A 15,062-nucleotide genomic window follows, 5' to 3' on the forward strand; every position below is an offset into this window, starting at 1 on the left:
GTACGATGACGCCCATTCAGGCGGCCCGCTCCGGCTGCGGCAGCTCAGGGGATTGAGGGATCACATGTCGTCGTACTTCACCGACCTCGCCCAGCAGTACATCGACGGCGAGTGGCGCCCGGGCACCGGATCCTGGGACATCATCGACTTCAACCCGTACGACAACGAGAAGCTGGCCTCGGTCACCATAGCCACGGCCGACGAGGTCGACGCCGCCTACCGGGCCGCCGAGCGCGCCCAGAAGCAGTGGGCCGCGACGAACCCGTACGCGCGCCGCGCGGTGTTCGAGAAGGCGCTGCGCCTGGTGGAGGAGCGCGAGGAGGAGATCAGCGAGGCGATCGTCGCCGAGCTGGGCGGCACCCGTCTGAAGGCCGCCTTCGAACTGCACCTCGCCAAGGAGTTCCTGCGCGAGGCGGTCCACCTGGCGCTGCGCCCCGAGGGCCGGATCATCCCGTCCCCGGTCGACGGCAAGGAGAACCGCGTCTACCGGGTGCCGGTCGGCGTCGTGGGCGTCATCAGCCCCTTCAACTTCCCCTTCCTGCTCTCGCTGAAGTCGGTCGCCCCGGCCCTCGCCCTGGGCAACGGCGTCGTCCTCAAGCCGCACCAGAACACGCCGATCGTCGGCGGCACCCTGGTCGCGAAGCTCTTCGAGGACGCGGGACTCCCCGGCGGCCTGCTCAACGTCGTCGTCACCGACATAGCGGAGATCGGGGACGCCTTCATCGAGCACCCGGTCCCCAAGGTCATCTCCTTCACCGGCTCGGACAAGGTCGGCCGCCACGTGGCCACGGTCTGCGCCGCGCACTTCAAGCGCTCGGTCCTCGAACTCGGCGGCAACAGCGCCCTGGTGGTCCTCGACGACGCGGACGTCGACTACGCGGTCGACGCCGCCGTCTTCAGCCGGTACGTGCACCAGGGCCAGGTCTGCATGGCGGCCAACCGCGTGCTGGTCGACCGCGCGGTGGCCGACGAGTTCACCGAGAAGTTCGTCGCCAAGGTGCGCACGCTCAAGACCGGCGACCCGCGCGACCCGTCGACCGTCATCGGCCCGGTGATCAACTCCTCGCAGGCGGACGCGGTCTCCGGCGTGGTCGAGCAGGCGCTCGCCGAGGGAGCCACCGCCCTGGTGCACGGCACCGTCACGGACAACCTGGTCGAGCCGTCGGTCCTGACCGGCCTGCCCGCCGACTCCGCGCTGCTGCGGCAGGAGGTCTTCGGCCCGGTCGCCTTCCTCGTCCCCTTCGACGGCGAGGAGGAGGCCGTACGCCTGGTCAACGACACCCCGTACGGGCTGAGCGGCGCCGTGCACACGGCGGACGTCGAGCGGGGTGTGAACTTCGCCAAGCGGATCGACACCGGCATGTTCCACGTGAACGACGGCACCGTGCACGACGAGCCGATCGTGCCCTTCGGCGGCGAGAAGCACTCGGGCGTCGGGCGCCTCAACGGCGACACGATGCTGGACGCCTTCACCACCCAGAAGTGGATCTCGGTGCAGCACGGCCGCAGCGGGTTCCCGTTCTGACGTCCCCGGTGGCCGGGCCCTAATCTGGACCCCATGTCAGCGATCCGTCTCCTCGTGCTCGGCGCCGTGCGTCAGCACGGGCGGGCCCACGGCTACCAGGTGCGCAACGACCTGGAGTACTGGGGCGCGCACGAGTGGTCCAACGCCAAGCCCGGCTCGATCTACCACGCCTTGAAGCAGATGGCGAAGCAGGGGCTGCTGCTCGCGCACGAGATCGCGCCGTCCACGGCGGGCGGGCCGCCGCGGGTGGAGTACGAGGTCACCGAGCAGGGCACCGAGGAGTACCTCACCCTGCTGCGGGCCTACCTCACCGCCTACGACCAGCGGCCGGACGTGCTCACCGCGGCGCTCGGCTTCATGGTCGACCTCCCGCGCGAGGAGGCCCTCGCGCTGCTGGAGGAACGGGTGCGGAAGATCGAGGAATGGCGGGGCGCCGTCACCGAGTACTACACGCCCGAGGAGGGCCCGGGGCAGCTCGGGCACATCGGCGAGATCATGAACTTCTGGGTCCACTCGGCCGACACCGGCGCCGAGTGGACCCGGGGGCTCATCGAACGCGTCCGGGGCGGCGCGTACACCTTCGCCGGCGAGGGCGATCCGTTCGTCGGGGTGCTGGCGGAGGGCGAGGAGAACCCGTTCGCGGCGGGGCGGCCGCACCACGGAGACGGCGGGGACGTCCGCTAATCAAGTTTGACCAATCTCGGTCGGCGCGTTACTTTGATGAAGTAGTCAAATTTGGCTAGCGAGGGGAGTGGCAGTGGCCGACGCGGCGATCACCGTCGAAGGGGCACGCAAGAAGTACGGCAGGAAGGACGCGCTGGACGGACTCGACCTCACCGTCACGCGCGGCACGGTGCACGGCGTGCTGGGCCCGAACGGCGCGGGCAAGACGACGCTGGTCCGCATCCTGTCCACCCTGCTGCGGCCCGACGCGGGCCGGATCGAGGTGGCGGGGCACGACGTCGCCACCCAGGCGTACGCCGTACGGCTGCGCATCGGCCTGCTCGGCCAGCACGCGGCTCTCGACGAGGAACTGGGCGGCCGGCAGAACCTGGAGATGTTCGGCCGCCTCCACCACCTGGGCGCCCGGCGGGCACGCGCGCGTGCCGGTGAACTGCTCGCGCGCTTCGAACTGACGGACACCGGACGCAAGCCCGTCAGCGCCTACAGCGGCGGCATGCGGCGCCGCCTGGACCTCGCCGCGTCCCTGATCACCGAGCCGGAGGTGCTCTTCCTGGACGAGCCGACCACCGGACTCGACCCGCGCGGCCGGGCCGAGGTCTGGGACTCGGTCCGCTCGCTGGTCGGCGCCGGTACGACGGTCCTGCTCACCACCCAGTACCTGGAGGAGGCCGACCAGCTCGCCGACCGCATCTCCGTCGTCGACGCCGGCCGGGTCGTCGCCGACGGCACGGCCGACGAGCTGAAGGCCGCCATCGGCGGCGACCGCGTCGACGTCGTCCTGCGCGACGCCGGCCAACTGGGCGCCGCCGTCGCCCTGCTGCCCCTCACCGGCGTCCGCGTCGACCCCGACCGCCGCCTGCTCAGCGCCCCGGTCACCGACCGCATGACGGCTCTCTCCGCCGTCGTACGGGCGCTGGAGGAGGCCGGTCTTGAGGCCGAGGACGTCGCGCTGCGCCGCCCCACCCTGGACGAGGTGTTCCTGCACCTGACCGACCGCACCAAGGAGGCCGTGTGAGCACGAGCACCGTCCCGCACCCCAGCCCCATGACCTACGCCCTGACCGACTCCTGGACCATGACCCGCCGGGAGCTGGCCCGCTGGGCGCGGCAGCCGGTGGCCATGGTCGTCAACCTGGTCTTCCCGGTGATGCTCCTGCTGATGTTCGGCTACCTGGTCGGCGGCGGCCGGGGCGTGAGCGGCGAGTACGTCGACTACCTGGTCCCCGGGATGCTGGCGCTCACCATGGCGTTCGGCCTGGAGGGCACCATGATCGCCGTCACCCAGGACCTCAACAAGGGCGTCGTCGACCGCTTCCGCTCCCTGCCGATGACCAACGGCGCGGTCCTGGTGGGCCGTTCCGCCGCAGACATGCTCCAGTCGGCCCTCGGACTCACGGTCCTGATCGTGGTCGGCCACGCGCTCGGCTGGCGGACCCACGGCGGCCCCGGCGCCTTCCTGGGCGCCGTCGGCCTGCTCCTGCTCTTCCGCTTCGCCATGCTGTGGATCGGCATCTTCCTGGCCCTGGTGGCCGGCAAGCCGGAGCTGGTGCAGGCGGTGCAGATCCTGGTCTGGCCGGTCGGCTTCCTCTCCAACGCCTTCGCCACACCCGACTCCATGCCCGGCTGGCTGGGCACGGCCGTCCAGTGGAACCCCATGTCCCAGACCGCCACCGCCGTACGCGACCTGTTCGGCGGCCCCGGCGGCGAGTCCGGCCACGTGTGGGCGGCGATCGCCTGGCCCCTGGCCCTGCTGGTGCTGTTCTTCCCGCTGGCGGTGCGGAGGTTCGCGCGGCTCAGCCGGTGAACGGCACGCCCAGGGCCTGTCTGACAATTCCCGTCGTCGCCCGGAGGGCGGCCTCGCGGCGTCAGGTGCGTGCTCTCGGCGTGCCGGGCGTGGAGCCTCGTACTGGATGTACTTGGCTCTGCGCCCGGTGCGGCGAGAGTGCGTGCATGGCGTCGCGAGGCTGGGGGCACCTCCCGGCCGGAGGCTGGGGGAGGGAATTGTCAGACAGGCCCTAGTGGTGGAAGCCGGTGGCCGCCCCCTTGTCCCGGTCCAGGGGATGCGGCTGCCGGCGCAGTTCCGGCAGGAGCAGCTCCAGGTCGTCCAGGAGCAGGTCCGCCATGTCGGTGGAGAAGCCGTTGCGGCACACCACCCGCAGCACCGACAGGTCCTCGCGGTGCGGCGGGAAGGTGTACGCCGGCACCAGCCAGCCGCCCTCCCGCAGCCGCCGCGACACGTCGAAGACGTCGTACGCCGTCACGTCGTCGGCGGTCGTGAAGGCGAAGACCGGCAACTGGTCGCCGCGGGTCAGCAGCCGGAAGTCGCCGAGCGCCTCGATCCGTTCGGCGAGTCCGCGGGCGGTGTCCCGCGCGGTCTGCTGCACCGCCCGGTAACCCTCCCGGCCCAGCCGCAGGAAGGTGTAGTACTGCGCCACCACCTGCGCGCCGGGCCGGGAGAAGTTCAGCGCGAAGGTCGGCATGTCGCCGCCCAGGTAGTTGACCCGGAAGACCAGCTCCTCGGGGAGCGCGGCCGCGTCCCGCCACAGCGCCCAGCCGACACCGGGGTACACCAGCCCGTACTTGTGCCCCGAGGTGTTGATCGAGGCGACCCTCGGCAGCCGGAAGTCCCACACCAGGTCCTCGTCGAGGAACGGCGCGACCATGGCGCCCGACGCCCCGTCGACGTGCACCGGCACATCGAGGCCGGTGCGCTCCTGGAGGGCGTCCAGGGCGGCGCACAGGTCGGCGATCGGCTCGTAGGAACCGTCGAAGGTGGAGCCCAGGATGCCGACGACACCGATCGTGTTCTCGTCGCACAACTCGGCGGCGGCCCGCGGGTCCAGGTGGAAGCGGTCGCCCTCCATCGGGACCTGCCGGGCCTCCACCTCCCAGAAGTTGCAGAACTTCTCCCAGCAGACCTGGACGTTCACGCCCATCACCAGATTGGGCCGCACGTCCTTCGCGGGATACCGGTCGGCGTTGCGCAGCGCCCAGCGCCGCTTCAGTGCCATCCCGGCGAGCATGCACGCCTCGCTCGACCCGGTCGTCGAGCAGCCCACGGTCGTCGACGGGTCGGGTGCGTGCCACAGGTCGGCGAGCATCGCCACGCAGCGCCGCTCCAGCTCGGCGGTGCGCGGGTACTCGTCCTTGTCGATCATGTTCTTGTCCCGGCACTCGCTCATCAGCACCCCGGCCTGCGGCTCCATCCAGGTGGTGACGAAGGTGGCCAGGTTCAGCCGGGCGTTGCCGTCCAGCATCAGCTCGTCGTGGACCAGCCGGTACGCGCTCTCCGGCGGCAGCGGGGCGTCGGGGAGGCGGTGCGTGGGCGGTGCCTCGGTCATGCCGGCGGTCGGGTTCGCCTGACCGTGGAAGGGGTTCACGGCGAGCCGACGCCGGGCGGGATCGTCGTGCTGCGCGGGGTGGGGCCCGTGATGCAGTGGCATGCAATCGACGGTAGGTCCGGCCCGGGAACCCCGCATCCGGACTTGCACCTCACGTCACGTGAGGCGGCAGCGTGGACGGCGTCACAGAAGGGAGCGGAAGTGAGCTACTCCGTGGGACAGGTCGCGGGCTTCGCCGCGGTGACGGTGCGCACCCTGCACCACTACGACGACATCGGCCTGCTCGCACCCAGCGAGCGCAGCCACGCGGGTCACCGGCGCTACAGCGACGCCGACCTCGACCGGTTGCAGCAGATCCTGTTCTACCGAGAGCTCGGCTTCCCGCTCGACGAGGTCGCCGCCCTGCTCGACGACCCGGCCGCGGACCCGCGCGCGCACCTGCGCCGCCAGCACGAGCTGCTGACCGCCCGGATCGAGAAGCTGGAGAAGATGGCGGCGGCCGTGGAGCAGGCCATGGAGGCGCGCAGCATGGGAATCAACCTCACGCCGGAGGAGAAGTTCGAGGTCTTCGGCGACTTCGACCCGGACCAGTACGAGGAGGAGGTCAAGGAACGCTGGGGCCACACCGACGCCTACCGCCAGTCGAAGGAGAAGACCGCCTCGTACACCAAGGAGGACTGGCAGCGCCTCCAGGACGAGGCCGACGACCTCACCAGGCGCTTCGTCGCCCTGATGGACGCCGGTGAGCCCGCCGACTCCGAGGCGGCCATGGACGTGGCCGAGGACCACCGGCGGGGGATCGCCCGCAACCACTACGACTGCGGGTACGAGATGCACACCTGCCTGGGCGAGATGTACGTCTCGGACGAACGGTTCACGCGGAACATCGACACCGCCAAGGCGGGCCTCGCCGCCTACATGCGCGACGCGATCCTCGCCAACGCCGTCCGCCACACCCCCTGAGCGGTGGCCGTGGCCCGGGTCTCACTCCCGGGCCACGACCACCGCCGTCCCGTACGCGCACACCTCGGTGCCGACGTCCGCGGCCGTCGTCACGTCGAAGCGGAACGCCAGCACCGCGTTGGCCCCGCGCGTGCGTGCCTGCTCGACCAGCCGCTCCATCGCCTCGTTGCGGGTCTCGACCAGCGTCTTGGTGAGTCCGCGCAGCTCACCGCCGACCATCGACTTCAGCCCGGCCCCGATCTGGCTCCCCAGGTGCCGGGAGCGCACGGTCAGCCCGAAGACCTCGCCCAGCACCTCCTGGACCCGGTGGCCCGGCAGGTCGTTCGTGGTCACGACGAGCACATCGGACTGGGGACTCTGTCCGCCGCCGTATTCTTCAATACCCATGGTTCTCCGCTTTCCCCGGTAGGGCGGCAGTTCACCCCGAGGACCCCGGTGGAACCTGGGACACCGCGGCTGCGTTATACGTTTGGGCAGCCAGGTCCAGCCCGCCTCCCCCCAGCAGCAGGAGCCACATCCCGTGACCACCCTTGCGCTCGGCCCCGAGTGGCTCAGCCCGGACTATCTGATCGAGACCTTCGCTCTGCCCGGCATCCTGCTCATCGTCTTCGCCGAGTCCGGACTCTTCGCGTTCCTGCCCGGCGACTCGCTGCTGTTCACCGCGGGCCTCTTCGTCGCCCAGGGCGAGTACATCAGCCAGCCGCTGTGGCTGGTGTGCGCCCTGATCGTGCTGGCCGCCGTCATCGGCGACCAGGTGGGCTACATGATCGGCAAGTTCCTCGGCCCCAAGCTCTTCAACCGCCCCAACTCCAAGCTCTTCAAGAAGGAGAACCTGGAGAAGGCGCACGAGTTCATGGAGAAGTACGGCCCCAAGGCGATCGTCCTGGCCCGCTTCGTGCCGATCGTGCGCACCTTCGCGCCCATCGTGGCGGGCGCCGGCCGCATGAAGTACCGCACGTTCCTCACGTACAACGTCATCGGCGGCGTGGCCTGGGGTACCGGCGTCACCCTCGCGGGCTACTGGCTCGGCCAGATCGAGTTCATCCGCACCAACGTCGAGCCGATCCTCGTCCTGATCGTCGTCGTCTCGGTCGTCCCGATCGCCATCGAGTACCTGCGCGAACGCAAGAAGAAGAAGCAGGCCGCGGCGTCCGCACCGGCGGCTCCCCAGCAGCAGCCCCAGCAGCACCAGTACCCGGTGATGGACGACGCCACCACCCAGCTCCGCCGCGTGGACCCGTACGACCAGCCCCAGCAGCCTCAGCAGTACCAGCAGCCGTACGCCCAGCAGTACCCCCAGAACTACAACGACCAGTACCCGTACAACCAGGGCCACTGAACCCACCAGGGGCGCGGGGAACTGCGCGACCAGCCACGGTGAACCCGCACTCGCCGTCGCGCGGAACCCTCCGCCCCACTGGGCGCCCTAGAAACCCCGGGTTCGCTTGGCCGCCCGCCTGCCGGCGGCACTCGCCGCGCCCGGCACCTTCAGGAACAGCCGCGAGATCTCCCCACCGAGGTTCACCCCGATCGCGATGGCCATCGCCAGCGCCACCGCCTTGGACAGCGACAGCAGCCCGTTGTCGACCTCGCTCTGGGCGATCGCCAGCAGTCCGAAGTAGGTCGCGGAACCGGGCAGCAGCGGCCCGATCGCCGCGGTCGTGTACGGCAGCGCCGACGCGAACCGGTACCGGGACATCAGCTGCCCGAAGAGACCCACCAGCCCCGCCGCGGCGGCCGTGGAGGCCACCGGCGAGATGTCCCCGGCGTAGTGCATGGCGCCGTACACGCACCAGGCGACGCCGCCGTTCAGGGTCACCGCGAGCACGGTGGCCCGTTCCTGCTGGAGCAGGATCGCGAAGGCCAGCGACAGCAGCATCGAGGCGAAGATCTGCACGAACGGGTCGTCGCCCGTGCCCAGCTCGGCGTCCGGGTTGAGGTTGGCCCCCAGCTGGACGCCGAAGTACAGCACCACCAGCACCCCGGCGACGATGCTGACGAAGAAGTACATGACCTCCAGCAGACGCGCCGCGGCGGTGATGTAGAAGCCGGTCAGACCGTCCTGCACACCCGCGACCAGCGCCCGCCCCGGCAGCAGCGCGAACAGCCCACCGGTGATCACCGCGGACGCCTTCACGTCGACGTGGGTCAGCGTCAGCGCGATGCCGATCGCGGCCGGCGGCATCGCGGCCACCGCGAACTGGTAGAACTCCGGCAGCCCGCGCCCCGCGCACAGCCAGGCCAGCCGGTCACCGAGGATCGCGCCGACCATCGCCGCGAAGAACACGATCGCGTCACCGCCGACGAGCAGTGAGGCCCCGCCCGCGAGCAGGCCGCTCGCCGTGCTCAGCACCCAGGTCGGGTACGGGTGCCGGTTGCGCCGGATCTCCGCGAGGCGCCGGTAGGCCTCCTCCAGGGAGATGTTGGTCTCCGGGTCCGAGAGGTCGTCCACCAGCTGGAACACGGCCGCGAGCCGGGTGTAGTCGGTGCCCCGGCGGCGTACCGTCCGCGACGCCGTCACCGGGTCTTCGACCAGGGAGGGCTGGTGGGAGATCGACAGCAGGGTGAAGGTGACGTTCGGCTCGCAGCGGTCCAGGCCGTAGGACCGGCAGACGGCGAACATCGCCGCCTCCACGTCCTCGGCGCCCTCACCGCCCGCCAGCAGCAGCTCCCCGATACGCAGCGTCAGGTCGAGCACGCGCGGCACGGCGGGGCCGGTCTCGTCGTCGTGCTTCTGCGAGGGCTCGGGCGCGGGACGCTCGGCCACCGGCATGCGCAGCATGGCCCGCATCCGGTCCTGCCAGGGCACGTCCGCCAGGTTCACCGCCGGGAATCCGCTCGCCGGGGTGAACGCGGTCGGCGCGGTCCACGCGTGGTAGGTGCTCGGCGTCGTGAACGCCGACCCCTCGGCGTCCGCGGGCGTGGCCGTGGGCACCTCCAGGCCGTCCGGCAGGGAGAACTCCGAGGTCGTCTCGGATTCCGTGCCGGTGTGCCGCGGGACGGCCAGTCCCTGCGGGATCTCGAACTCGGACGTCGTCGACGACTCGTCGTCGACCGACGCAGCGATCCCGCCCGGCTGCCGGAAGGCGCTGTGGGCCTCGTCCGACTGCGGCTTGCGGTCCTCCGCCTCCGTCACTTGTGCAACGCTCCCTGGTACGAACACACCCTCCTGTTGACCTCAGTATGCGCACCCAAACGCGAACGGGCCGCACGCGGGTGGCGTGCGGCCCATTGCGGAAGAGTGGCTGCTCAGTGGCCGCCCTGCTCCTTGAAGCGCTTGTAGGACCGCTCGATCTCGATCTCCGCGTCCGTGCGTCCCACCCAGTTGGCGCCCTCGACGGACTTGCCGGGCTCCAGGTCCTTGTAGACCTCGAAGAAGTGCTGGATCTCCAGGCGGTCGAACTCCGACACGTGGTGGATGTCCCGCAGGTGCTCCACGCGCGGGTCGGTCGACGGCACGCACAGCAGCTTGTCGTCGCCGCCGGCCTCGTCCGTCATCCGGAACATGCCGATCGCGCGGCAGCGGATGAGGCAGCCCGGGAAGGTCGGCTCGTCCAGGATGACCAGCGCGTCCAGCGGGTCGCCGTCCTCGCCGAGGGTGTTCTCCACGAAGCCGTAGTCGGTCGGGTAGGCGGTCGAGGTGAAGAGGCGGCGGTCCAGGCGGATACGACCGGTCTCGTGGTCCACCTCGTACTTGTTCCGCGAACCCTTCGGGATCTCGATCGTGACGTCGAACTCCACCGGACGCTCCTCCATGATCAGTACATAGTTCTGGTGGTTAAGTGTCCCTCACGCCGGTGTGTGATCGCGAAAGGGGCTGGTGATGGTGCCAGAGCTGAGGCCTTGGCGGTCCGCGAGGCCGCACCTGGTGCGGGCCGCGGGCGCCGTACGACCCCGTCTGGCGCGCCTCGGCCGGGCCGCCGGACCGCGGATCGCGCGGTTCACGCGGGCCACGGGACCGCGGCTCGCCCGGATCACGAGGCCGAAGACCTGGCAGTACACCGCCGGTGCCGCCACCGCCGGGCTGGCTCTCGCCGCCGGTGTGGTGACCGCCGCCGGCCCCTGGGACTCCACGGGTCAGCGTACGGCCGAGCGGGACCGGGCCGTCGCACTGGAGCACACGGGTGGCGCAGATCACGATCGCGGGTCCGGCGGCTCCGGCACCGCGGCCGGGACGCCCCGTCCCGCGCCCAGCGCCGGAGCCGTGCTGGCCGGCCTCGGCGGCGCCACCACCCCGGGCGGCGTCAAGGCGGCCCCGGGCGGCGAGGCCCTCGCGGACCTCCTCGAGCCGCTCCTGGACGACCCGGCGCTCGGCACCGACCGCGCCGCGTCGGTCGTCGACCTCACCACCGGCAAGCGCCTCTACGGCCTCGGCGGCGACGCGCCCCTCACGCCCGCCTCCACCACCAAGATCGCCACCGCGGTCGCCGCGCTCACCGCCCTCGGCCCCGACCACCGCCTCACCACCCGCACCGCCCTGGAGGCCGACACCGGCGAAGTCGTCCTGGTGGGCGGCGGCGACCCGACGCTCACCGCGCGTGCGGACGCCAAGGGCCTCGCCAGCCTGCGCACCCTGGCCGAGAAGACCGCCACCGCCCTGAAGAAGCGGGACCTGCGCAAGGTGACGCTGTCGTACGACACGACGCTCTACGCCGGTGACGAAATGCACCCGATCGGGGTCAACGAGAACCTCGCCCGCGTCACCGCCCTGATGGCCGACGAGGCCCGGACGGACGACTCCACCAGCGGACCCGCCGAGCGCGAGGCCGACCCGGCCGCCCACGCGGCCCGCGCCTTCGCCGGCTTCCTGAAGCAGCACGGCATCACCGCGTCGGCCCCCGGCCCCTCCAAGGCCACCGACCGCGCCGACACCCTCGCCGCGGTGTCCTCGCCGCCGCTGTCCGCCCTGGTCGAGCGGATGCTGACGAACAGCGACAACGACCTCGCCGAGGCCCTGGCCCGCCACACCGCCGTGGCCGGCGGCAAGCCCGCCGACTTCGACGGCGCGTCCGCCGCCATGAAGGACCGGCTGAAGCGGCTCGGCCTGCCGGTGGACGGCGCCGCGCTCCGCGACGGCAGCGGCCTGGACCGCGCCGACCTGGTCAGCGCCGACCTGCTCACCGCCCTGCTCGCCGAGGCGGCCGACCCGGCCCGCCCCCAGCTCCGCCCGGTCCTCACCGGCCTTCCGGTGGCCGGCTTCACCGGCACCCTGGCCAGTCGTTACTCGGACGGCGCAGCGGGCGTCGTCCGCGCCAAGACCGGCACGCTCACCGGCGTGAACACCCTCGCCGGCACCGTCGTCACCGCAGACGGCCGCCTGCTGGGCTTCGCCTTCATGGCGCACGGGACGTCCGACCCCGCGGCGGCCCAGTCGACCCTGGACCGGGCGGCGACGGGCCTGGCGTCCTGCGGCTGCGGGTGACCGGGATCCAGCACCGGGCCTCCACCCCCGCGCCCCGCACAGCCTGCCCCCAACGGCGGGGCTCCCGTACCGTTGACGCATGACGAGCATCGGCGCAAATTCCGGCATGGTCGACTGGAACCTCGCGGTGGCGACCGCGACCCGGCTCGTACGGCCGGGCCCCGAGGTGAGCCGCGACGAGGCCAGGGCGGTCGTCGCGGAACTCCGCCGCCATGCCAAGGCATCCGAGGAACACGTCCGGGGCTACACCCGTATGGCCACCGACGAGATCCACGACACCCCCGTCCTGGTCGTCGACCGCCCCGGCTGGGTCCGGGCGAACGTCGCCGGGTTCCGCGAGATCCTCAAACCCCTCCTGGAGAAGCTCCAGGAGCGGCGCGGCGACGGCGCCGGCAACGCGGTCCTCGGCGCCGTCGGCGGCAAGGTCACCGGTGTGGAACTGGGCATGCTGCTGTCGTTCCTGTCCTCCCGCGTCCTCGGCCAGTACGAGACCTTCGCCCCGGCCACCCGGGAACTCCCCGCCGGTGCCGACGGCGGCGGCCGGCTGCTCCTGGTCGCGCCGAACATCGTGCACGTCGAACGCGAACTCGACGTCCACCCGCACGACTTCCGCCTGTGGGTCTGCCTGCACGAGGAGACGCACCGCACCCAGTTCACGGCCGTGCCCTGGCTGCGCGACCACCTGGAGGGCGAAATCCAGTCGTTCCTGGCGGAGACCGACGTCGACCCCATGACCGTCCTGGAGCGGGTCCGCGAGGCCGCCCAGACCCTCGCCGGGGGCCGCCCCGAGGGGGAGGAGGACGACGGTGGCCGCTCGCTGGTGGAGCTGGTGCAGACCCCGGCCCAGCGGGAGGTCCTCGGCCGCCTCACCGCCGTGATGTCCCTGCTGGAGGGCCACGCCGACTTCGTGATGGACGGGGTCGGCCCGGCGGTCGTGCCGAGCGTCGCGGAGATCCGCGAGAAGTTCCAGCAGCGCCGCGCCAAGGGCGCCTCCCGCCTCGACCTCGCACTGCGCAGGCTGCTCGGCCTGGACGCCAAACTCCGCCAGTACCGGGACGGCGAGCGCTTCGTACGGGCCGTCGTCGACGAGTGCGGAATGGACGGCTTCAACCGCGTGTGGACGTCGCCCAACACCCTCCCCACCAAGTCGGAGATCGCCAAACCGGCGGACTGGATCGCGCGGGTGCACCGCAAGCCGGAGTCGTGAGCCCCCCTCAAGCGGCGTGAACGATTCCGGCCGACGGCAGGCGAACGACCCTCCAATCACCCGTCCGAGGGACCGTGAGCCCTCGACAGGCGTGCGATGCTCGGGGAACGGCCCGTTTCTGTCACCATCTACACACTCTGCGTGACAGAACCCCGGGCTCACCCCCCGAAACTTCATGAAGGGCACCGGACATGGGTCCCCATCCTGCGGTCGCGGCGATACGCCTGGCGGTCCGCCGCGTCCTCCACGACATCCTCACCGAACTGAAGACCACGGCCGGCGTCCCCGCCGCGACGGCCGCCGGACCGACACCCGAGCGGCCGCCGTCACCGCTCGTGCTCGTCGCCTGCTCCGGTGGCGCCGACTCCATGGCGCTCGCCTCCGCCCTCGCCTTCGAAGCCCCCCGGCTCGGCGTCCGGGCCGGCGGCGTCACCGTCGACCATGGCCTCCAGAACGGCTCCGACCTGCGCGCCGAAGAGGTCGTCCTGCGCCTGCGCGAACTGGGCCTGGACCCCGTCGAGGCCATCGCCGTCAGCGTCGGCCGCGCGGGCGGCCCCGAAGCCGCCGCCCGCGACGCGCGCTACGCCGCCCTGGACGCCGCCGCGGCCCGCCACGGCGCCGCCGCCGTCCTGCTCGGCCACACCCGCGACGACCAGGCGGAGACCGTCCTGCTGGGCCTCGCCCGCGGCTCCGGCATCCGCTCCCTGTCGGGCATGGCCGCGGTCTCGGGGGCCGACGGCCGTTACCGGCGCCCCTTCCTCCAGGTCGACCGCCAGACCGCCCGCAAGGCCTGCATGGTCCAGTCCCTGCCGGTCTGGGACGACCCGCACAACGCCGACCCGGCGTACACCCGCTCCCGACTGCGCCACGAGGGCCTGCCCGCCCTGGAGAAGGCCCTCGGCAAGGGCGTCGTCGAGGCCCTCGCCCGCACCGCCCAGCTCTCCCGGGACGACGCAGACGCCCTCGACACCTGGGCCCGCCAGGCCGAGGAGGGCGTCCGCGACGCCACGGGCGTGCTGGAGTGCGCCAAGCTCTACGCCCTGCCGCCCGCCGTGCGCCGCCGGATCCTGCGCCGCGCCGCCATCGCGGCCGGCGCCCCGGCCGGTGCCCTGTTCGCCCGCCACATCGAGGAAGTCGACCGGCTGATCACCGGCTGGCGCGGTCAGGGGGCCATCAACCTCCCCGGCAAAGTCGTCGCCCAGCGGCAGGGTGGCAGACTGGTGATTCGGCAAGGCTGAATACGGCCGGTGGGACGACCGAAAGTGATGCGGGTGGACGCGAACGACATGGGTGCCGACCTCGAGAAGGTACTCATCACCAAGGAAGAGATCGACGCCAAGCTGGCCGAGCTGGCGGAGAAGATCGACGCGGAGTACGCGGGCAAGGACCTGCTCATCGTGGGCGTGCTCAAGGGCGCCGTGATGGTCATGGCCGACCTCGCCCGCTCGCTGTCCTCCCCCGTCACCATGGACTGGATGGCCGTGTCGTCGTACGGCGCGGGCACCCAGTCCTCCGGCGTGGTGCGGATCCTCAAGGACCTCGACACCGACATCAAGGGCAGGCACGTCCTGATCGTCGAGGACATCATCGACTCCGGCCTGACCCTGTCCTGGCTGATCTCCAACCTCGGCTCGCGCGAGCCCGCCTCCCTCAAGGTGTGCACGCTGCTGCGCAAGCCCGACGCGGCGAAGGTCGCCATCGACGTGGAATGGGTCGGCTTCGACATCCCCAACGAGTTCGTCGTGGGGTATGGCCTCGATTACGCCGAGAAGTACCGCAATCTGCCGTTCGTCGGTACGCTCGCGCCCCACGTCTACGGCGGCTGACCCGCCCCAGTGGCGGGCAGCGCGGCGATCGGGGGGTCACCGGGAACCCCGGAGGCCCCCGCGCCGTTGGAGCATGCAGACGGGGCGCCAGCGGT

14 protein-coding genes are annotated in these 15,062 nt (G+C 71.6%); 10 read left to right on the forward strand and 4 right to left on the reverse strand.

Annotated features, from left to right (window positions below):
• The first annotated feature begins 64 nt into the window (after positions 1–64).
• The 4 genes from ACZ67M_RS23130 (at position 65) to ACZ67M_RS23145 (ending at position 4,012) form a co-directional block, all read left to right on the forward strand.
• Positions 65–1,525, forward strand: a complete 1,461-nt coding sequence (locus tag ACZ67M_RS23130) for an aldehyde dehydrogenase family protein (RefSeq protein ID WP_361361905.1) — start codon at positions 65–67, stop codon at positions 1,523–1,525.
• A gap of 33 nt (positions 1,526–1,558) precedes the next feature.
• Complete coding sequence (locus ACZ67M_RS23135) at positions 1,559–2,209, forward strand: PadR family transcriptional regulator (protein ID WP_361361907.1); 651 nt, start codon at positions 1,559–1,561, stop codon at positions 2,207–2,209.
• A 73-nt stretch (positions 2,210–2,282) separates the two neighbouring features.
• Complete coding sequence (locus tag ACZ67M_RS23140; protein WP_385799641.1) at positions 2,283–3,224, forward strand: ATP-binding cassette domain-containing protein; 942 nt, start codon at positions 2,283–2,285, stop codon at positions 3,222–3,224.
• A gap of 29 nt (positions 3,225–3,253) precedes the next feature.
• Positions 3,254–4,012, forward strand: coding sequence for an ABC transporter permease (locus ACZ67M_RS23145; RefSeq protein ID WP_392237603.1), 759 nt, complete (start codon positions 3,254–3,256; stop codon positions 4,010–4,012).
• Between the two features lie 211 nt (positions 4,013–4,223).
• On the opposite strand, the gene ACZ67M_RS23150 is transcribed toward ACZ67M_RS23145, so the two are convergent.
• Positions 4,224–5,651 (reverse strand): glutamate decarboxylase, encoded by a 1,428-nt coding sequence (locus ACZ67M_RS23150; RefSeq protein ID WP_392237525.1) that lies wholly within the window; start codon positions 5,649–5,651, stop codon positions 4,224–4,226.
• A 99-nt stretch (positions 5,652–5,750) separates the two neighbouring features.
• Here ACZ67M_RS23150 and ACZ67M_RS23155 point away from each other — a divergent pair, with 99 nt between their 5' ends.
• Positions 5,751–6,512, forward strand: a complete 762-nt coding sequence (locus ACZ67M_RS23155) for a MerR family transcriptional regulator (protein WP_392100246.1) — start codon at positions 5,751–5,753, stop codon at positions 6,510–6,512.
• A gap of 21 nt (positions 6,513–6,533) precedes the next feature.
• On the opposite strand, the gene ACZ67M_RS23160 is transcribed toward ACZ67M_RS23155, so the two are convergent.
• Positions 6,534–6,899 (reverse strand): YbjQ family protein, encoded by a 366-nt coding sequence (locus tag ACZ67M_RS23160; RefSeq protein ID WP_122616837.1) that lies wholly within the window; start codon positions 6,897–6,899, stop codon positions 6,534–6,536.
• Between the two features lie 133 nt (positions 6,900–7,032).
• On the opposite strand from ACZ67M_RS23160, the gene ACZ67M_RS23165 reads away from it, so the two are divergent.
• Entirely contained in the window at positions 7,033–7,851 is an 819-nt protein-coding gene (locus ACZ67M_RS23165; protein ID WP_469852537.1) for a DedA family protein, read from the forward strand.
• Positions 7,852–7,938: 87 nt separating this feature from the next.
• Here ACZ67M_RS23165 and ACZ67M_RS23170 read toward each other — a convergent pair whose 3' ends face one another.
• On the reverse strand, positions 7,939–9,648 hold the full coding sequence (locus ACZ67M_RS23170; protein ID WP_385799647.1) for a threonine/serine exporter family protein: 1,710 nt from the start codon (positions 9,646–9,648) through the stop codon (positions 7,939–7,941).
• Positions 9,649–9,761: 113 nt separating this feature from the next.
• Positions 9,762–10,253, reverse strand: coding sequence for an inorganic diphosphatase (locus tag ACZ67M_RS23175; protein WP_064731883.1), 492 nt, complete (start codon positions 10,251–10,253; stop codon positions 9,762–9,764).
• Between the two features lie 82 nt (positions 10,254–10,335).
• Here ACZ67M_RS23175 and dacB point away from each other — a divergent pair, with 82 nt between their 5' ends.
• The 4 genes from dacB (at position 10,336) to hpt (ending at position 14,967) form a co-directional block, all read left to right on the forward strand.
• Positions 10,336–11,934 carry a D-alanyl-D-alanine carboxypeptidase/D-alanyl-D-alanine endopeptidase gene (dacB, locus tag ACZ67M_RS23180; protein WP_392011799.1) on the forward strand — a complete coding sequence of 533 codons (1,599 nt, stop codon included), beginning with the start codon at positions 10,336–10,338 and terminating at the stop codon, positions 11,932–11,934.
• Positions 11,935–12,013: 79 nt separating this feature from the next.
• On the forward strand, positions 12,014–13,141 hold the full coding sequence (locus tag ACZ67M_RS23185) for a zinc-dependent metalloprotease (protein WP_361361921.1): 1,128 nt from the start codon (positions 12,014–12,016) through the stop codon (positions 13,139–13,141).
• 191 nt (positions 13,142–13,332) lie between these two features.
• Entirely contained in the window at positions 13,333–14,379 is a 1,047-nt protein-coding gene (gene tilS, locus ACZ67M_RS23190) for a tRNA lysidine(34) synthetase TilS (protein ID WP_355829283.1), read from the forward strand.
• A 27-nt stretch (positions 14,380–14,406) separates the two neighbouring features.
• Positions 14,407–14,967 carry a hypoxanthine phosphoribosyltransferase gene (hpt, locus tag ACZ67M_RS23195; RefSeq protein ID WP_064729098.1) on the forward strand — a complete coding sequence of 187 codons (561 nt, stop codon included), beginning with the start codon at positions 14,407–14,409 and terminating at the stop codon, positions 14,965–14,967.
• Positions 14,968–15,062: the final 95 nt, after the last annotated feature.

It is taken from the genome of Streptomyces sp. NPDC107500 (assembly GCF_055582785.1).